An 18,718-nucleotide genomic window follows, 5' to 3' on the forward strand; every position below is an offset into this window, starting at 1 on the left:
GTGGGCGGTGGGGACTGTCGTGTCCCCGGCCGCCCCGGCCAGCGCCGCCGACCGCGCTTCTATCAGGCCGACCCGAAGCACCGGGGCACCTCGCCGATACCCGCGCCCGTTGTACACCGGCGCCTCTACCGTCCAAGCTCGGATACCGGGTACGGGGGCATGCGGAAGGGGCTGTGGAGTGGGGCGGGATCTGGGTCTGGACGGGGTGGTCGGCCACTTCACCCTGTCCAGCGACGAGGCGAGCTGGTTACGGAACAAGACCGGCGCCACCAGGCTGGGCTTCGCCGTCCAGCTCAAGTTTTTGACCTGGCGCGGCCGGTTTCCCAAGATACGGATGGAGCTGCCGCCCGACGCGGTCGAGCACGTCGCCAAGCAGGTCGGCATCGCCGCGGCCGAGCTGGGGTTCTACGACTTCACCTCCCGCGCCGCGAAGCGGCACCGCAGCGAGCTGCGGCATCTGACCGGCTGGCACGAGTGCACCACGACCGACCAGGTCAAGCTCGTCTCGCAGCTGGCAGACGTGATCTGGCACGACGAACGCCGCGAGGAACAGGTGCGGACCGAGCTGCTGCGGCAGATGCGCGAGGACCTGATCGAGCCGCCGACCGCAGCCCAGATCGACGCGGTCATTCGTTCCGCGCTGCACCAGGCCGACGAGCGTGCCGTCGCCGAGGTCGCCGCCCGCCTCGTGCGGGCCGAGGGCTGTGCCCGTCGGCTGGACGCGTTGGTCTTCACCGACCTGACCGGCAGAGGGGCGCCCGTGGATGGCGACGCCGCGCAGGACGACGAAGACGACGTGGAGTCGGTGCTGGCCGATATCAAGGCCCATCCGGGCAACGTCAGCCTCAACTCGCTGCTGGACGAGATATCCAAGCTCAAGCAGGTCCGCGCCGTCGGCGTCCCGGAGAAGGTGTTCACCGGGATCGGCGTACAGGTCATCAACGCCTGGCGGGCGAGAGCGTCGGCGTCCTCGCCCAGCCACCTGCGGCGCTTCGCCCCCGAGGTGCGGCACGTCCTGCTCGCCGCCCTGCTCTTCCAGCGCCAGCGGGAGATCACCGACACCCTGGTGGAGCTGCTGAACTCCACGGTGCATCGCATCAACGCGCGGGCGGAGAAGAAGGTGACCGAGGCGTTCGTCGCCGAGTTCACCAGGGTCCGCGGCAAGGCCGGACTCCTCGGGAAGATCGCCGCCGCCTCCCTCGGCGCCCCCGAAGGGTCGGTGCGCGACGTGGTCTATCCGGCGGCCGGCGGCGAGAAGACCCTCAAGGACCTGGTCGCCGAGATGAAGGCGACCAACGCCGCCTTCGCCCGCTCCAAGCGGGAGGTGTTCAAGTCCTCCTACAGCAACCACTACCGCAGCGGGCTGATGAAGCTGCTGGAGGTGCTCGACTTCCGTTCCTCCAACGACCGGCACAAACCCGTCATCGAGGCCCTGGCCCTGATCGAGCGGCACAAGGACTCCTCCACCACCTACCTGCCGCTCGGCGAGACAGTCCCGCTGGACGGCGTCGTGCGCAAGGACTGGAAGGAGTTCGCGCTCCACACCCCCGACAAGGGGCCGGCGCGCGTCATGCGCACCGTGTACGTGGCGTGTGTCTTCCAGGCCCTCCGGGACCGGCTGCGCTGCAAGGAGATCTGGGTGGCCGGCGCCGACAAGTGGCGCAACCCCGACGACGACCTGCCCGACGACTTCGAGGTCAGGCGCGCGGAGTACTACGAGAAGCTGAACAAGCCGCGCGACGGGAAGGTGTTCACCGCCCAGCTCCAGAGCGAGATGCGCACCGAACTCGGCGCCCTGGACACGAAGCTGCCGAAGCTGCCCTGGGTGACGATCAGCGGCAAGCACCGCAACGGGGCGATCAAGTTCACCGAGCCCGAGCCGCAGAAGGAGCCGAAGAACCTGCGCCGTCTCAAGAAGGCGATCCGCAAGAAATGGGGCACCGTCGCCCTCATCGACATCCTGAAAGAGGCCGCCCTGCGCACCGGGATGCTCAAGGCGATGGCGCCGGTCGGCACCCGCGAGGCCCTCGACGAGGCGAAACTCCTCGAACGCCTGCTCCTGATCGCGTACGCGTACGGCACCAACTCGGGAATCAGCTCGGTCGCGGCCGGCGAGCACGGGCACAGCGAGGAGGAACTGCGCTACACCGCCCGGCGCTACCTGACCGCCGTCGGCCTCAAGGCCGCCGGCGTGGAGATCGCCAACGCCACCTTCGCCGCCCGCCAGGAAACCGTGTGGGGGCAGGGCACCACCACCGTGGCCAGCGACTCCACGCACTTCAAAGCCTGGGACCGCAACATCTTCACCGAGTGGCACTCCCGGTACGGGGGCCGCGGAGTCCTCGTGTACTGGCACATCGAGAAAGGGTCGATGGCCATTCACAGCCAGCTTCTAAACTGCACCGCCTCCGAGGTCGCCGCCGCGATCGAGGGCATGATGCGGCACGCGACCACGATGCAGGCCGAGGGCAACTACGTCGATTCGCACGGCCAATCGGAAATCGGGTTCGGGCTGACCCGGCTCCTGGGCTACGACCTGCTGCCCCGCATCAAGCAGATCAACAAGGTCAAGCTCTACCGGCCGGGCCGCGAGGACGAGGACACCTACGACAACCTCGCCGACGCGATGACCCGCCCGATCCGCTGGGACGTCATCGAGAACAACTACGACCAGCTCATCAAGTACGCCACCGCGATCCGGGTCGGCACCGCCTCCACCGAGGCCATCCTGCGGCGCTTCACCCGCACCGCCTCCCACCCCGTCTACCAGGCCATGCTCGAAGTCGGCAAAGCCCAAAAGACCATCTTCGTCGCCCGCTACCTGCGCGACCGCGACCTCCAGCGCGAGATCCAGGAGGGCCTGAACGTCGTCGAGGGCTGGAACGGCGCCAACGACATCATCTTCTTCGGCAAGAGCGGCGAACTCTCCTCCAACCGCCGCGACCAGCAAGAACTGTCCGTCCTCGCGCTCCATCTCCTGCAAACGGCGCTTGTCTTCGTCAACACCCTGATGATCCAGGACATGCTCGCCGACCCCGAATGGGCCGACGTGCTGACCGACGAGGACAAACGGGCCCTGACGCCGCTGTTCTGGATGCACATCCAGCCCTACGGCGAGGTGCGGCTGAATATGGGCAGCCGCCTCCAGCTCGCCCACCCCGTACCCCAGGAACCGGACCCCGAGCCGGCCGCCGCGTGACGGTCAGTGCGGGGTGCGGCAATTCGGGTCGGTACAACCACCAGCCAGCGCCAGCGTGCGGTCCGCGGGCGGGGAGTCCAGCCACTCCGCGCGCATGGCCTGGAGACGATCGACGTCCGAGGCCAGGTCCGGCACATCAGCCCGCAAGTCGTCGGCCCACTGCTGGGTGAGTGCACGGCCGTTGACGTACAGCTCGCCGTCCCGGCCACCGACCGCGAACAGTAAGCCGCGCTGGGCGGGGATGACCATCGTGCCTACCGGTTCGGAGACCTTGCCCTGGCGAACGAGCACCGCGGTGGCGGCCTGGGCGTCGGCCAGCGCCTTCTCGTCCAGCGGAGGCATCGGTCCTGGGGCCGGTGAGGTCGGCAGAGGCATCACGCCGTCTTCGGGCGCACCGTCCAGGCCGCGGCCGGCGAGCTGGTTGTTCTCGTAGAACGTGACCATCCCGGCCAGCAGCGGCATCTCCGTCCGTAGCCGTTCGGCCACCGACGGGGTGAGCCGTTCGCCATTGACGAGCACCTGCCCGCTCGTACCGACCGCGACCGAAAGCACCTTGCCGTCCGGGGTGAAGTGGTACTTCACGTCCGTGCCACTGGCCATCAGCCCGGTGTCGATCGCCCGGTCCCAGGCGCGCAGGATGCGCTCCATCTCGGCCTGCGGGAACGGTGGGGCCGCCGCTGGCCGTGCCCCAGACTGACGCCGTGCGTCGCGCTCGGCACGCTGCTTCTTGATCCGCCCCATGGTCGTCCTCCGTGTCGGCGTCCGTCACCACAACGGCACGAGAGCGCTCGCGGGTACTCCGGCATCCGGGGGATCAACGAGGCACCTTCGATCCGAAAGCTACTCGCGGGTTACTTGTCACCTGGATCGCTGCTCGTTAACGGCACCCCAGGTTCGGCCGCGTGCCCAGATCCCCGCCGAGCACGGCGTCCGCGAGCGGGTTCCAGGCGATGACGTCGTAGGTGGCGTCGGTGACGATCGCGGCCGTGTCCGGGATCCGCTCCAGCAGGGCCGCGACATGCGGGCGCACGGTGCGCACCGGCGCGGCGAGCGGTGTCACCTGGGTCCCCGCCAGCCGGAACAGATGGCTCCGCTCGGCCGGGGTGAGCCGGAACACGCCGGTGAGGGCGTCCAGCACGCGGGGCGAGGGACGCGGTCCTCGGGCCTGCTCCAGGCGGGCGTAGTAGTCCACGGACATGTGGGCCAGTTCGGCGACCTCCTCCCGGCGCAGCCCGGAGGTCCGCCGGGACGGCTCCCCCGGCAGCCCCAGGTCGGCCGGCGCCAGCCGCTCCCGCCGCCCGCGCAGAAAACGGGCCAGTTCCCTCTTGCCGCTCACGACTGCCTCCCTCCGGCTGCCAGGGACCGGTAGTCCCTGGTTCGACGGCCTCGGCTGCGGAATCGTCTTCCCCATGAACGATTCCACAGCACTGGTCACCGGCGCCAACAAGGGCATCGGCAAGGAGATCGCCCGCCTGCTCCTCGCCGAAGGCCTCACGGTGTACGTCGGCTCGCGCGACGCGGGCCGGGGCCGGCGGGCGGTCGACGAACTCGGCACCGGCGCCCGCCTGTTGGTCCTGGACGTCACGGACGCCGACAGCATCGCGGCGGCGGCACGGCAGGTGGACGACCTGGACGTCCTGGTCAACAACGCGGGCATCATGGCCGGCGCGGACCCGGCGCCCGAGGCGGCCCTGGACGACGTCCGCCGCACCTACGAGACGAACGTCTTCGGAGTGCTCGCGGTCACCAACGCGTTCCTCCCGGCGCTCCGCCGCTCCCCGCACCCCCGTGTCGTGAACATCTCCAGCGGCACCGGCTCCCTGGCCTGGAGTGCCGACCCGGACCGCGAGTTCGCCCTCAACGCCGGCTCGGGCGCCGCCTACCGCTCCTCGAAGACGGCCCTCAACGCGCTGACCCTGTTCTACGCGCAGAGCCTCGCGCCCGCGGGCTTCAAGGTGAACTGCCTGGCCCCCGGCCTGCGGGCGACGGACCTCAACGAACGGGCCGCCGCGAGCGACGGAGACCCGGCGGAGGCGGCCCGCGCCGCCGTCGACCTGGCCCTGCTGCCGGACGACGGCCCCACCGGGCGGTTCCTGTCCTGGGACGGGACAGCCGTGCCCTGGTGAGCCGGACCGGAGGGCGTCCTGCGGCGACGCTCCGGCAGCGGACCTCCCGCTACTTCAGCAGCCGTGACATCCGGCGGTCCGCGAGGGGCTTGCCACCGGTCTGGCAGGTGGGGCAGTACTGGAGGGAGGAGTCGCTGAAGGAGACCTCGCGAATGGTGTCGCCGCAGACCGGGCAGGGCTGACCGGTGCGGCCGTGGACACGCAGGCCGCTCTTCTTCTCCGCCTTCAGGCGGCCCGCGGCGACACCGCGGGAGCGTTCGACGGCCTCTGCGAGTGTGGTGCGCAGCGCGTCGTAGAGCGTGTGCGTCTCGGCCTCGGTCAGCGACGAGGCGAGCTTGAACGGGGACATCCTCGCCGCGTGCAGGATCTCGTCGCTGTACGCGTTGCCCACCCCGGCGATCAGGGTCTGGTCGCGCAGGGCGCCCTTGAGCTGCCGGCGTTCGTCCTTGAGCAGCCCGGCGAAGCGCTCCTCGTCGAAGTCGTCGGCCAGCGGGTCGGGCCCGAGGCGGGCCACGCCCGGGACCGTCCGCGGGTCGGCGACGACGTACACGGCGAGGCGCTTCTGGGTGCCCGCCTCCGTCAGGTCGAAGCCCTCGCCGGTCTCCAGGGCCACCCGGAGCGCCAGCGGGCCCTTGCCGGGGCGGGGCGCACCGTCCGGGAGCCGGTCCTTCCAGTGCAGCCAGCCCGCCCGGGCGAGGTGCGTCACGAAGTGCGGGCCACCGTCCGTCTCGACGTCCAGGAACTTGCCGTACCGGTGCACGGCCACCACCTCGTGTCCCTCCAGCGCGGTGGGCGGAGGGTCGTACGTCTTCAGGACGCTGATGGCGACGGGCAGCACCCGGACGATCTCGTGGCCGACGAGGTGTTCGGTCAGGAAGTCCTTCAGCGCTTCGACCTCGGGAAGTTCCGGCATGTGTCCAGAGTGCCATCCGTGGGCCGTGGGGTCAGGTCCGGCCGGGCACCAGGAACTCGCACCACACGCACTTGCCGCTGCCGCGCGCCTCCACCCCCCACACGTCCGTGAGCAGGTCGACCAGGAGCAGCCCGCGCCCGGAGACCCCGTCCTCACCCGCCTCGCGGCGGCGCGGGAGGGCGCTGGAGGAGTCCTCGACCTCGACGCGCAGCCGCCGGTCGGAGCCGGTGAGGATCCTGAGGGTGACGATCGCGGAGCCCTCGGTGTGCATCAGGGCGTTGGTGATCAGTTCGTCGGCGACGAGTTCGACCTCGTCGGCGCGCTCCTGCCCGCCCCAGGCGCGGACGGCGGCACGGATCATGTGCCGGGCCCCGGTCAGGGCCTCGGAGTCGCCGGGCGCCACATGCTGCTGGAGCCGGCCGCCGGAGCGCGGGACGTCGAGGCCGTGGCGGCGCAGCAGGAGCAGCGCCACGTCGTCGTCGCCGCCGCGTTCCTCGGCCACGTCGATGAGCAGGTCGGCGAGGTCGCGCACGTCGTCCGGGCCGGAGGCGACGAGGGCGGCGAGGGTCTGGAGGCCGTCGTCGAGGTCGGTGCCCGGCTGTTCGACGAGGCCGTCGGTGCACAGCACCAGGGTCTGGCCGGGGTCGAGTTCGAGGGTGGAGACGGGGTATTCGAGCCGCCCGAACTCGGCGGACAGCCCCAGCGGGAGCCCGCCCACGACGGGCGTCCGGCGGCACGTCCCGTCCAACTGCCGCACCAGCGGGTCGATATGACCGGCCCGGACCACCTGGACCACTCCGGTCGACAGGTCGGCCTCGGCGTAGAGGCAGGTGGCGAAGCGGTCGGTGTCGAGTTCGTGCAGGAAGACGGAGGCACGGGCCATCACGGTGGCCGGGGTGTGCCCCTCGGCGGCGTACGCCTTGAGGACGATCCGCAGCTGCCCCATGACGGCGGCGGCGTGCGTGTCGTGGCCCTGGACGTCGCCGATGACCGCGCCGACCCGCCCGCCGGGCAGCGGGATCAGGTCGTACCAGTCGCCGCCGATGTCCCGCCCGAGCTTCGCGGACCGGTAGCGGACCGCCACGTCGGCGCCCGGCACGCTCGGGATGGCGCGCGGCAGCATCGCCTGCTGGAGGCCCTGGGCGAGGTCCTTCTCCTGCTCGTAGAACATGGCGCGCTGGAGGCTCTGCGCGATGCTGCTGCCCAGCGCGATGAGCACGTTGCGCTCCTCCGCCGAGAAGCCGCGCCGGTCGCTGTAGAGCAGGCCCATCGTGCCGATCGGCCGGGCCTGGGCGATCAGCGGCAGATAGGCGCCCGCGGTGATGTGCAGCGGGGCGATGTGCTGCCACAGCAGCGGGTACCGCTCGGCGAACTCCTGCGGCGACTCGATGAACGCCGGGCTGAGCGTCCGTACGACGTCCGCCATCGGGTACGGCTCGTCGATCCGGATGACCTCCTTGCCCGGCACCACGCTCGCCTCGGCGACCAGACGGATACGGCCCGCCTCCACGAGCCCCATCACCAGACTGGTGGCGCCGAGGTGGACGAGGCCGTGGGTGTCCTTGAGGACGTCGATGACGTCCTGGACGGTACGGGCGTGCGCGAGGGCGACGGTCGTGAGCTGGACGATGTTGGTCTGGTCGCGCCGGGCCGCGTCCAGGGCGGCCTGCTCGCGGCGGGCCGCGTCCTCGGCGAGTTCCTGGGTGGCGTCCCGCACGATGCCGATGATCCGGCGCGGGCGGCCCGTCTCGTCGCGCCGGATGTAGCCCTGGGTGTGGGTCCAGCGCAGGGTGCCGTCGCGCAGCCGCATGCGGAAGTAGGCGCCGTAGTTCTCGCTGCCGTCCTTCAGCGCCTGCGAGACGAGACCGTCGAGCCGGTACCCCTCCGGCGGCGGTACCCGGATCGCCAGGGACTCGGGCCGTCCGTCGTATTCGTCGGGGCGCAGGTCGAAGACCTCGTGGGCCTGGGCGTCCATGTGGAACAGGCCGTTGTCCAGGTCCCAGTCGAAGCTGCCCATGCGGTTGAGCGCCAGGATCGGGTCCGGGTGGGCGGGCCAGTCGTCCGGGAGTGACAGGGCGCTCGCTCCCCGATCAACCATGCGGCCCACCTTGCCAGGATTTACCCGATTCTTCACCTTGTCCGTACGCTACGGCCGCCGCGCACGAGGTCAGCCTGCGGAGACGTCCGTGGGGCTGTCGAAGATGCTGCCGGTGCCGTCGGGGATCGGCCCGCCGCCGTCGGGCGGGCCGGGGGTCTCCGGGAAGGTCGACGGAAGGGTCCGGTCCGGGGTGCCCCGGTCCGGGGAGGGCCGGGGCGTGGCCGTCCTCGGGGTGGCGGTGACGGTCGCGGCGGGGCAGCTCGTGCTGCCGGGCACCGGCGGTCGGGCCGCCGCGGCGGGCCCGCCGGGGGTGACGGTGACGGTCGGGGTCACGCAGGGAGCGGTGGACCTGCCCGGGGCGGCGCTCGGCGACTCGCTCGGGGATCGGCCCGGGGTTTCACTCGGGGATTCGCTCGGGGACGTGCTCGGGGAGGAAGGCGGCGACGACTCCGGCGAGCGGCCGGGCGAGGCGCTCGACTCGGGGCTCGGTGAGGTGCTCGGTGAGGTGCTCGGCACAGTGGTTGGTGTCGTGCTCGATGACGTGCTCGGTGACGTGCTGGGTGTCGTGCCCGGCGAGGTGCTTCCGTGCGGGGCGGGCGTGGCGCTCGGGTGCGGAGCCGGAGTGGCACCGGGCCGCGTCGGCCGCGCGTGGTCCGGTCGGTCCGGTGGCGGTACGACGTGGTCGTGGTGCGGCCCGCGATGGCCGAGGGGCCGTTCGATCCAGGTGTGGTGGACGATGTCGACGATCGTGATGTGGGTGATCACCTGGGGCGCCGGTGTCACCACGACGACCTCGGCGGGCCGGTACCCGGACCAGCCCCGCCCGCCGCTGCCGGAGTTCCCGCCCGGCACGCCCGGCACGCCCGCCTTGAGCGGGTTGCCGCAGGCGCAGCGCACGCGGGGCACGCCCCGGTTGTCGACGAGGACGGCGGTACCGGCCTGGAGGACCGACTGGAAACCGGTCACCCGCGCGTCACGGAACCCGTGGTTGGTGACCTGAGTGTCGGCCCGCAGCACGACCGAGGTCAGCCCGCGCAGATACCCGGGAATCGCGCCCGGGGAGATCCCCTCGGCCTGCGCGAACGCGCCGGCCTTGGCCCGGTCGCGGGTCAGATAGGCGATCTGCCGCTCGACGTCGCAGCTCCCGGTCCGCGCGCTGCCGCCGTAGAGACCGGGCGTGGCCCCGGAGACGGCGAGCGTGCGGTCGGGGGACGCGGTCCGCGCGGGCGCCGAAGCCGTGGGCGCGGAACCCGTGGGGGTCCACTGCGGCGTTCGGGTGACCCGCGACGGAACGCGCGGCTCGGTGGCCGTGGAGGCGGAGGGGGAAGTCGCCGTGGAGTCCGTGAAGGGATCGGGCCCCTGTGCCGCGACGGGCTGGAGGAAGACCTCGCCGCTCGGCTTCGTGGTCTCGCCGCTCGACTTCATGCCTCTGGCGCCGTCGCCGCCGCAGCCGGCGACGAGGAGTGCCGCCGAGAGCGCGCAGGCCGTGGCGATGGTTCCGGTCGATGTGCGCACCGTGTGCTCCCGCCTCAAGCCGGGTGATTCGCCACTATTGTCTGCTTCACCCACATGGGTTACGCAACCGGAGGCGTGGCGGACACAGAGTGACGGCAGACGGTTCAGAGGCCGTAGACGCGGGTCGCCGTGCCCTCGAAGACCTCGGCGCGTTCGGCCGTGCTGAGGCCCTCGGTCAACTCGCCTGCGGCGGCGGCGACTTCGCCGTAGCTCGCGGCCAGGGTGCAGACCGGCCAGTCGGAGCCGTACATCAACCGGCCCGGACCGAAGGCGTCGAGGGCAACGTCGGCGTAGGGGCGGAGGTCCGCGGTGCTCCAGTTCTTCCAGTCGGCCTCGGTGACCAGGCCGGACAGTTTGCAGTGGGTGTTGGGCAGTGCGGCCAGCGAGCGGAGGGCCGTCGCCCACGGCTCCAGCCGGCCCGAGGCGACGGGCGGTTTGCCCATATGGTCGAGGACGAGGGTGAGTTGGGGCAGGGACGCGGCCACCTGGACGCAGGCCGGGAACTGGTGGGGCAGCACCAGCAGGTCGTACACCAGCCCCGCGTCGGCCACGGCGGCGAGGCCCCGGCGCACCTCGGGGCGCAGCAGCCAGTTCGGGTCGGGTTCACCCTGTACCTGGTGGCGGATGCCCTTCAGGCAGTGGCCGCCGGGGAGTTCGCGCAGCCGGGCGAGTTCGTCGGCGATGTCGGGGCGGGTGAGGTCGGTCCAGCCGACGACTCCGGCGATCAGGTCGTGCGTGTCGGCGAGGGCCAGGAACTCGGGGGTCTCCTCGGCGACGGTGACCGTCTGGACGAGGACGGTACGGTCGACGCCCGCCGCGCGCGCCTCGGGTGCGAGGTCGGCGAGGGTGAAGTCGCGGCGGATCGGCCGGAGTTCGGGCCCGGTGATCCAGTCCTGGTCGCGGACGGAGAGGTCCCAGACGTGGTGGTGGGCGTCGACGGTCAAGGCAGCTCCCATACGACGGGCAGGCCGGCGTCGGCGCCCTCGCTCGTGTAGTCGTGCACCACGTCGAGGAGTTGGGCCATGCGGGCCTGCCAGGCGACGTTCACCGGGAGCTGGTCCAGTTCGGCCAGCAGGCGGGCGTAGTCGTCGCACTCCAGGACGTGGAAGAGGTCGGTGCCGCTGCGCCAGATCGTCCAGGAGGTGGCGCCGGCGGCGCGGATCGCGGCGGTGAGTTCCGCGGGGACCTCGCGGTGGGCGCTCTCGTAGGCGGCGATCCGGTCGGCGCGCACCTTGGTGTGCAGGGCGACTCTCATGACGGTTCCTCTTCCGGGACCGGGGTGTCGGCGGCCAGCAGTCCGGTGTCGCGCAGTTCCTCCCAGAACGCGCCCGGTACGTCGGCGGCGAACTGCTCGGCGCAGTCCTGGACTTCGGCCGCCGAGCGGGCGCCGACGAGGACGCTCGCGACGGCCGGGTGCGCGGCGCAGAACGCCAGGGCGGCGGCGCGCAGGGTGGTGCCGTGCCGTTGTGCCGCCGCCTTCATGCGCAGCGCGCGGTCCAGCAACTCGGCCGGTGCCTGGGTGTAGTTGTAGGTGGCGTCGGGCTTCGGGTCGGCCAGCAGGCCGGAGTTGAAGGCGCCGCCGATGACGACGGACGTGCCGCGTGCGAGGGCGGACGGGAGCAGTTCGGCGAGGGCGCTCTGGTCCAGGAGCGTGTAGCGGCCCGCGCACAGCACCACGTCCACGTCGGTGTCCCGGATGAAGCGGGTGAGCATCGCGGCCTGGTTCATGCCCGCGCCGATGGCGCCGACGACGCCCTCGGCGCGCAGCTTCTCCAGGGCCGGATAGCCCTCGTGGAAGGCCTGTTCGGCGTGGTCGTCGGGGTCGTGGAGGTAGACGATGTCGACGCGGTCGAGGCCGAGCCGTTCCAGGCTGGCGTCCAGGGTGCGGCGGATCCCGTCGGCGGTGAAGTCCCAGACGCGGCGGCTGGTGGCGGGCACGGCGAAGCCGTCGGCGAGGTCGTCGCCGGTCACCTGCTCCACCGGTTCGAGTCGGCGGCCGACCTTGGTGGAGATCGTGTACTGCGAGCGCGGACGGTCGCGCAGCGCGGCACCGAGGCGCCGCTCGGACAGGCCGATGCCGTAGTGGGGTGCGGTGTCGAAGTAGCGGATGCCCTGCTGCCAGGCGGCGTCGACGGCCTGGTGGGCCTGCTCGTCGTCGACTTCGGTGAACAGGTTGCCCAGCGGGGCCGCGCCCAGACCGAGCCCGCTCACTTCGACCCGGCCGGTGCCGAGGGTGCTCACTGGCCCACCGGCCTCAGCCGCAGGCCCTGCATGCCGCCGTCCACGGCGAGCGAGGTACCGGTGGTGGCGCCCGACAGCGGGCTCGCCAAGTAGGCGATGGCGCCCGCGACTTCGGCTGCCGCGACCAGGCGGCCGGAGGGCTGGCGCGCGGCCAGCGCGGCGCGTTCGGCGGCCGGGTCGGGGGCCGAGTCGAGGAGGCGGCCGACCCAAGGGGTGTCCGCCGTACCGGGGTTGACGCAGTTGACGCGGATGCCCTCGCGCAGGTGGTCGGCGGCCATGGCGAGGGTGAGGGAGTACACGGCGCCCTTGGTGGCGCTGTAGAGGGCGCGTTGGGGAAGTCCGGCGGTGGCGGCGATGGAGCAGGTGTTGACGATCGCCGCGTGGGAGGACGCGCGCAGGTGCGGGAGCGCGGCGCGGGCGACGCGGACCATCCCGACGACGTTGACGTCCCAGACGCGGGCCCACTCCTCGTCGTCGTTGTCCTCGACGGTGCCCTGGGCGCCGATGCCCGCGTTGTTGACCAGGATGTCGAGTCCGCCGAGGTCGGCGACCGCGGACGCGACGGCCTCTCGTACGGACGTGTCGTCGGTGACGTCGGCGCGGTAGCTGAGCAGCGGCTTGTCGACCGTGCCCGGATCCAGGTCGAGGACGGCGACCTGGGCGCCGCGCTCGGCGAGGAGGTCGGCGGTGGCCCGTCCGATGCCGGAGGCGCCACCGGTGACCAGGGCCTTGAGCCCCTCGAAGTCGGTCATGCCGCGTGCCCCTTCCGGCGGTCGAGGTCGGCGGCCCAGAAGGTGCCGCCGGGGAACGTGTAGCGCGCGATGGACTCGGGCCGCATGGTGGCCGAGAAGCCGGGCGCGGTGGGTGCCATGTAGTGACCTTCGCGGATCACCACCGGATCGAGGAAGTGGTCGTGCAGATGATCCACGTACTCGATGACCCGGTCCTCGGTCGTCCCGGACACGGCGAGGTAGTCGAACATCGAGAGATGCTGGACGAGTTCGCACAGTCCGACACCGCCCGCGTGCGGGCAGACGGGGACGCCGAACTTGGCGGCGAGCAGCAGGATCGCGAGGTTCTCGTTGACTCCGCCGACGCGGGCCGCGTCTATCTGGAGGATGTCGAGGGCGCCGGCCTGGAGCAGCTGCTTGAACACGACCCGGTTCTGGACGTGTTCGCCGGTGGCGACCTTCACCGGGGCCACGGCGGCGCGGATGGTGGCGTGGCCGAGGACGTCGTCGGGGCTGGTGGGTTCCTCGATCCAGTAGGGGTCGAACTCGGCGAGGGCCTTGGTCCAGCGGATCGCCTCGGCCACGTCCCAGCGCTGGTTGGCGTCGATCGCCATCCGGATGTCGGGGCCCACCACCGAACGGGCCACGCGGCAGCGCCGGATGTCGTCGTCGAGGTCGGCGCCGACCTTCAGCTTGATCTGCCGGAAGCCGTCCCGGACGGCCTGCACGGCGAGCCGGGTGAGCTTCTCGTCGTCGTAGCCGAGCCAGCCCGCGGAAGTGGTGTAGCCGGGGAAGCCGCGGGTCAGCAGATCGTTCCTTCGGTCCGCCGCGCCGGTCTTTCCGCGGCGCAGGATGTCGAGGGCCTCGTCGGGGGTGAGCGCGTCGGTGATGTACCTGAAGTCGATCTGGGCGACGAGCCATTCGGGGTCGGCGTCGGCGAGGAGCTGCCACAGGGGCTTGCCCGCGCGCTTGGCGGTGAGGTCCCAGGCGGCGTTGACCACGGCGCCGATCGCCATGTGCATCACGCCCTTCTCGGGCCCCAGCCAGCGGAGTTGGCTGTCGCCGATCAGGTCGCGGTTCAACGACCCGGGGTCCGCGCAGAGTTCGTCGACGGACCGGCCGATCACATGGTCCCGCAGCGCGTCGATCGCGGCGACCTGGACATCATTGCCCCGCCCGATGGTGAAGGAGAACCCGTGCCCCTCGTGCCCGTCGGCCGCGTCGGTGCGCAGGACGACGTAGGCCGCCGAGTAGTCGGGGTCCGGGTTCATCGCGTCGGAACCGTCGAGTTCGCGCGAGGTGGGAAAACGGATATCGTAGGTGTCGACCGCGGTGACGCGGGCGGGGGTCGGTGACACGGAAGGCCTTTCGATCGGGTACGGGGATCCGGTGCCGTGCGGGTGCCGGAGCCGGGCGGTCAGTCTTGGGCGCGGCCGGTGGTGACCCGGGCGATCATGAGGGCGACCAGGATGATTCCGCCGTAGATGGCCTGGATCCAGAAGGACGGGACCTGGGCGAGGGTGAGCAGGTTCTGCACGACCCCGAGGAGCAGTACGCCGGTCAGGGCGCCGAACATCGTGCCCTTGCCGCCGTCGAGGCTGATGCCGCCGATGACCGCCGCCGCCATCACGGTGAAGATCATGTTGTTGCCCTGGTTGGCGCTGATCGCGCCGACGTAGCCGGTCTGCATGATCCCGCCGACGGAGGCGAGGACGCCGGCCACGATCGACACCCCAAGGAGCATGCGGTCGACGCGGATGCCGGCCGCGCGGGCCGCCTCCTGGTTGCCGCCGATCGCGTACAGGGCGCGGCCGACGCGGTGGTACTTGAGCACGAATCCGGCGACCGCGAAGCAGACCGCCGCCAGCCACACCGACATCGGGACGCTGAGGAAGGTGCTGGTGGCCAGGGTGAAGAAGGAGTCGGGCATGCCGAACAGCGTCTTGCCCTTGGTGGCGCCGACCAGCAGTCCGCGCAGCACGATCAGCATGGCGAGGGTGACGATGAAGGCGTTGAGCTTGAACTTCACCACGAGGACGCCGTTGAAGGCGCCGATGATCCCGCCCACGACGAGGATCGCGACCAGGGCGAGCGGCGCCGACCACTCCGTGCCCCAGCCGGACTCGGCGGCCGGCAGCACCAGCAGGGCGCCGATGGCGGGCGCGATGCCGACCACCGACTCCAGGGAGAGGTCGATCTTGCCGGTGATCAGGATCAGCGACTCGGCGAGCACGACCATCGCGAGCGCGGCCGAGGCGCCCAGGATGGAGATCAGGTTCCGTTCGGTGAGGAACGAGTCGTTGACGATCGTGCCCAGCACCAGGAGCACCAACAGGGCCGGTACGAGGGCGAGTTCGCGGGCCCTGCGGAGCAGGACCGTGCGGGCCGAGGCCGCCTTGGCGACGCGTGGGGCGGCGAGCGGCGGGGCCGCCTTGGTGTCAGCCATGGTCCACTCCTTCGATGGAGGCGATCAGCTCGTGGTCGCGCCAGCCCGCCGGGTGCTCGGCGACGACACGGCCGTGGAAGAGGACGAGGACGCGGTCGCAGCGCCGCAGGTCGTCGAGTTCGTCGGAGACGACGAGGACGGCGGTGCCGTCGTCGCGGGCGCTGTCCATGCGAGCGAGGAGTGACTCCTTGGACTTCACGTCCACGCCCGCGGTGGGGTTGATGAGGACCAGCAGCCTCGGGTCGGAGGCGAGGGCGCGGGCCATGACGACCTTCTGCGCGTTGCCGCCGGACAGGTCGGAGACGGGCTGGTCGGGGCCCTCGGCGTGGATGTCGAGCCGGTCGATCAGCTCGGTGGCGAAGCGCCGTCTGCGCTCGGTGCCCACGAAGCCGAAGCGGCCGAGCCGGTCCAGGACGGACATGGTGGCGTTGTCGCCGATGCTCATCCCGAAGACCAGCCCCTGCCCGTGCCGGTCGCGCGGCACACACCCGACGCCGGCCTTGAGCGCGGCGCCCACATCTCCGAACGGCAGCCTCTCGCCGTCGAGTCGCGCCGTGCCGCCGGTCGGCGTGTACAACCCGGTGAAGGACTCGGCCAGTTCGATCTTGCCGCTGCCGCTCGACCCGGCGAGCCCGACGACCTCACCGCGCCGGACGGTGAGATCGACGTCCTCGTACGACTCGGAGGTGAGCCCGCGCGCGTCGAGCCGGACGGGTGCCGAGTCTTCCGACTCCCGTGGCCTCAGCTCCAGTTCGTCGATCGACTCGCCCGCCATCGCCTCCACCAGGGCGCGCCGCGGGAGGTCGGCGACGGGCGCGGTGGTGATCCAGCGGGCGTCACGCAGCACGGTGACGGTCTGGCACACCTCGTACACCTCCTGGAGGTGGTGCGAGATGAACAGGAAGGTGACACCGGACTCCTGGAGCGCCCGCATCCGGGTGAAGAGCCGCTCGATCTCCCGGTTGTCGAGCTGGGCGGTCGGTTCGTCGAGGACGATGAACCGGGCGCCGAAGCTCAACGCCCGTGCGATCTCGACCATTTGGCGGTCCTCGACCTTGAGGTCGGCGGTGCGCGCCTCGGGGTCGACGCGCACGTCCCAGGTGTCGAGGAGTGCGGCGGCCTCGGTGCGGAGCCTGCGCCAGCTGATGACTCCGCCGCGCGAGACCGGCTGCCGGTTGATGAACAGGTTCTCGGCGACCGTCAACTCGGGCACCACGGTGGGTCGTTGATAGACGCAGGCCACCTTGGCGCGCCAGGCGTCCCGGTCGGCGAGCGCGGGGGCCGGCTCGCCGTCGAAACGGACCTCGCCCTCGTCGGGGGCCTGGAGCCCGGTGAGCACGGTGACGAGGGTGGACTTGCCGGCGCCGTTGCGGCCGACGAGGGCGTGGGACTCGCCCGGCAGCACGGTCAGTCGGCCGTCGGCGAGGGCGACGGTGGGGCCGTACCGCTTGACGATTCCCGTCGCCTCCACCAGCGGGGTGGTCGATGGGCTGCTCATTTGACCGTGTTGCCCCAGAGCTTGGGATCGTCGACGTTGTCCTTGGTGACCAGGGGCGCGGGCAGCTGGTCCTCCAGGATGCCGCTGGGCAGCTTGACGATCGTGGAGTCGTGGTCGGTGGGGCCGGGCTGGAAGGTCTTCCCCGCCATCGCGGCCTTGATGTAGTACATGCCGTACTTGGCGTAGGCGTCGGCCGGCTGGGAGACGGTGGCGTCGATCTCGCCCTTGCGGATCGCGTCGAACTCCTGCGGGATGCCGTCGTTCGAGACGATCATGATGTGCCCGGCCTGGCCCGCCGTCTTCAACATGCCTTTGGACTTGAGGGTCTGGAGGGTGGGCGCGAGATAGACGCCGCCCGCCTGCATGTAGATGCCCTTGATGTCCGGGTTGGCGTTGAGGAGCGTGTCGAGCTTGGAGGCCGCGGTGTCGGACTCCCACTTGGCGGGGATCTCCAGGACCTTCAGTTTCGGGTACTTCTTCTTCACACAGGCTCTGAACGCCTCCGAGCGGTCACGGCCGTTGACGGACGCCAGGTCGCCCATGATCTGCACGACCTTGCCGCTGGTGATGTGCGCCCCGAGGTACTCGCAGGCCTTCTCGCCGTACGCGACGTTGTCGGCGCGCACGACCATGGCGACCTTGCCCTTGTCGGGCGCGACGTCGACGGCGACGACCGGGACGCCCTTGCGGTCGGCCTGGTCGAGGCCGGCCTCGATGGCGGCGCTGTCCAGCGGGGCGACGACCAGACCCTTGACGCCCTGGTTCAGCTCGTTGTTGATGTCGGTGATCTGCTGCGAGGGGTCGCTGTTGGAGTTGACCGTCTTCAGCGCGTCGACGCCTTCCGACTTCGCCATCTTCGGCACGTAGTCGTTGTACGACTGCCAGAACGGCGAGGTCAGCAGGGGCAGGATCACCCCCACCTTGCCGGTGCCGCTGCCGCCGCCGGCGCTGCTCGCGCCGGTGTCCTTGGTGCTGCCGCACGCGGCGAGCACCAGCGCGGTGCCCGTCACCGCGGCCACCGCACCGACCGTCCGCAACCTGCCGCGTATCCCCACTGTCCTGCCGAGCATTTGGTGGCTCCTCGTTGAGCGTGTCCGAGCAGATGACCGCATATTTATCAGACCACTTCCCGGAAACAACACCCTCCAGTGACAGATTTTCCGGGATTTCCGTCGTAGTGGTCCGACCACATCAGTGGTTAGACTGCGGCAGACCCGGTGAGTGGAGGATTGGCGTGGACGAGACGGCCCCGCAGAAGGGCACCGTGACGCAGCGCGCCATCGACTCGATCAAGGCGCTGATCCGCGAGGGCGGCCTGGAGCCGGGCCAGCGGCTGCCCACCGAGCGCGATCTCGCGGCCCAACTGGGCATCTCCCGCAGCTCGATGCGCGAGGCGATCCGCGCGCTCACGGTCCTCGGCGTGCTGGAGGCCCGGCACGGCTCGGGCATCTACGTCACCCAGCTGGAGGCTGGCGACCTGCTGGAGACCTTCGGTGTGGTCGCCGATCTCTCGCGCGGCCCGCAGCTGGTGGAACTCCTCGAAGTCCGCCGCATCCTGGAGTCGACGGCGACGGCCCTGGCCGCCGCCCGCATCACCCCGGACCAACTGGCCGAGGTCGAGAAGCACTTGACGGCGATGAACGCGACCGACGACCCCGAGGAGATCCTCGCCCACGATCTCGCCTTCCACCGCGAGATCGCGGCGGCGGCCGGCAACGAGACGATGGCCGCGCTCCTGGAGGGCCTGTCCTCCAGGACCTTCCGCGCCCGCGTCTGGCGCGGCTACCAGGAAGAGGGCGCCTTCGCCCGCACCCGCCGCGAACACGCCGCGATCCACCGGGCGCTGGTGGCCCGCGACCCGGAGGCGGCCCGAGCCGCGGCGGCCTCCCACGTCGGCGAGGTCGAGGAGTGGCTGCGGACCCAACTCCGATCGTAGAAAAGGGAGTTCATC

15 protein-coding genes and 1 pseudogene are annotated in these 18,718 nt (G+C 71.1%); 3 read left to right on the plus strand and 13 right to left on the minus strand.

The window, feature by feature from the left end; all coding sequences use genetic code 11:
* Positions 1-178 precede the first annotated feature (178 nt).
* Positions 179-3,199, plus strand: coding sequence for a Tn3 family transposase (locus ACIQPR_RS40335; RefSeq protein WP_403659523.1), 3,021 nt, complete (start codon positions 179-181; stop codon positions 3,197-3,199).
* 3 nt (positions 3,200-3,202) lie between these two features.
* On the opposite strand, the gene ACIQPR_RS40340 is transcribed toward ACIQPR_RS40335, so the two are convergent.
* Positions 3,203-3,940, minus strand: coding sequence for a hypothetical protein (locus ACIQPR_RS40340; RefSeq protein WP_403659526.1), 738 nt, complete (start codon positions 3,938-3,940; stop codon positions 3,203-3,205).
* 139 nt (positions 3,941-4,079) lie between these two features.
* A pseudogene (locus ACIQPR_RS40345) lies at positions 4,080-4,535 on the minus strand (helix-turn-helix domain-containing protein); the annotation flags it as partial.
* 73 nt (positions 4,536-4,608) lie between these two features.
* Here ACIQPR_RS40345 and ACIQPR_RS40350 point away from each other — a divergent pair.
* Positions 4,609-5,325: an SDR family oxidoreductase gene (locus tag ACIQPR_RS40350; protein ID WP_403659529.1), complete on the plus strand. Its 717-nt coding sequence runs from the start codon at positions 4,609-4,611 to the stop codon at positions 5,323-5,325.
* 49 nt (positions 5,326-5,374) lie between these two features.
* Here ACIQPR_RS40350 and ACIQPR_RS40355 read toward each other — a convergent pair whose 3' ends face one another.
* From ACIQPR_RS40355 to ACIQPR_RS40405, 11 genes are all read right to left on the minus strand, one after another.
* Positions 5,375-6,238, minus strand: coding sequence for an Fpg/Nei family DNA glycosylase (locus ACIQPR_RS40355; protein WP_403659532.1), 864 nt, complete (start codon positions 6,236-6,238; stop codon positions 5,375-5,377).
* A 31-nt stretch (positions 6,239-6,269) separates the two neighbouring features.
* Positions 6,270-8,336 (minus strand): SpoIIE family protein phosphatase, encoded by a 2,067-nt coding sequence (locus ACIQPR_RS40360; protein ID WP_403659534.1) that lies wholly within the window; start codon positions 8,334-8,336, stop codon positions 6,270-6,272.
* Between the two features lie 69 nt (positions 8,337-8,405).
* Positions 8,406-9,851: a DUF6777 domain-containing protein gene (locus tag ACIQPR_RS40365; RefSeq protein ID WP_403659537.1), complete on the minus strand. Its 1,446-nt coding sequence runs from the start codon at positions 9,849-9,851 to the stop codon at positions 8,406-8,408.
* 104 nt (positions 9,852-9,955) lie between these two features.
* Entirely contained in the window at positions 9,956-10,795 is an 840-nt protein-coding gene (locus ACIQPR_RS40370; protein WP_403659540.1) for an amidohydrolase family protein, read from the minus strand.
* Complete coding sequence (locus ACIQPR_RS40375; protein ID WP_403659543.1) at positions 10,792-11,106, minus strand: L-rhamnose mutarotase; 315 nt, start codon at positions 11,104-11,106, stop codon at positions 10,792-10,794. The genes ACIQPR_RS40370 and ACIQPR_RS40375 overlap by 4 nt, the downstream gene beginning before the upstream one ends.
* Complete coding sequence (locus tag ACIQPR_RS40380) at positions 11,103-12,092, minus strand: aldo/keto reductase (RefSeq protein ID WP_403659546.1); 990 nt, start codon at positions 12,090-12,092, stop codon at positions 11,103-11,105. Before ACIQPR_RS40380 ends, ACIQPR_RS40375 begins: the two co-directional genes overlap by 4 nt.
* The gene (locus tag ACIQPR_RS40385) at positions 12,089-12,844 is read right to left on the minus strand and encodes an SDR family NAD(P)-dependent oxidoreductase (protein WP_403659549.1); all 756 of its coding nucleotides are present in this window, start codon (positions 12,842-12,844) and stop codon (positions 12,089-12,091) included. Before ACIQPR_RS40385 ends, ACIQPR_RS40380 begins: the two co-directional genes overlap by 4 nt.
* Complete coding sequence (locus ACIQPR_RS40390; RefSeq protein WP_403659552.1) at positions 12,841-14,181, minus strand: L-fuconate dehydratase; 1,341 nt, start codon at positions 14,179-14,181, stop codon at positions 12,841-12,843. The genes ACIQPR_RS40385 and ACIQPR_RS40390 overlap by 4 nt, the downstream gene beginning before the upstream one ends.
* A gap of 59 nt (positions 14,182-14,240) precedes the next feature.
* On the minus strand, positions 14,241-15,269 hold the full coding sequence (locus ACIQPR_RS40395; RefSeq protein ID WP_403659555.1) for an ABC transporter permease: 1,029 nt from the start codon (positions 15,267-15,269) through the stop codon (positions 14,241-14,243).
* Positions 15,262-16,767: a sugar ABC transporter ATP-binding protein gene (locus tag ACIQPR_RS40400; RefSeq protein WP_403659558.1), complete on the minus strand. Its 1,506-nt coding sequence runs from the start codon at positions 16,765-16,767 to the stop codon at positions 15,262-15,264. Before ACIQPR_RS40400 ends, ACIQPR_RS40395 begins: the two co-directional genes overlap by 8 nt.
* Entirely contained in the window at positions 16,764-17,837 is a 1,074-nt protein-coding gene (locus ACIQPR_RS40405; RefSeq protein WP_403659561.1) for a sugar ABC transporter substrate-binding protein, read from the minus strand. The genes ACIQPR_RS40400 and ACIQPR_RS40405 overlap by 4 nt, the downstream gene beginning before the upstream one ends.
* A 164-nt stretch (positions 17,838-18,001) precedes the next feature.
* Between ACIQPR_RS40405 and ACIQPR_RS40410 the strand changes: the two genes are divergently transcribed.
* Positions 18,002-18,703 (plus strand): FadR/GntR family transcriptional regulator, encoded by a 702-nt coding sequence (locus tag ACIQPR_RS40410; RefSeq protein WP_403659564.1) that lies wholly within the window; start codon positions 18,002-18,004, stop codon positions 18,701-18,703.
* Positions 18,704-18,718 lie beyond the last annotated feature (15 nt).

Origin of the sequence: Streptomyces sp. NPDC091280, assembly GCF_044768565.1 — a bacterium.
Lineage (GTDB): Bacteria > Actinomycetota > Actinomycetes > Streptomycetales > Streptomycetaceae > Streptomyces.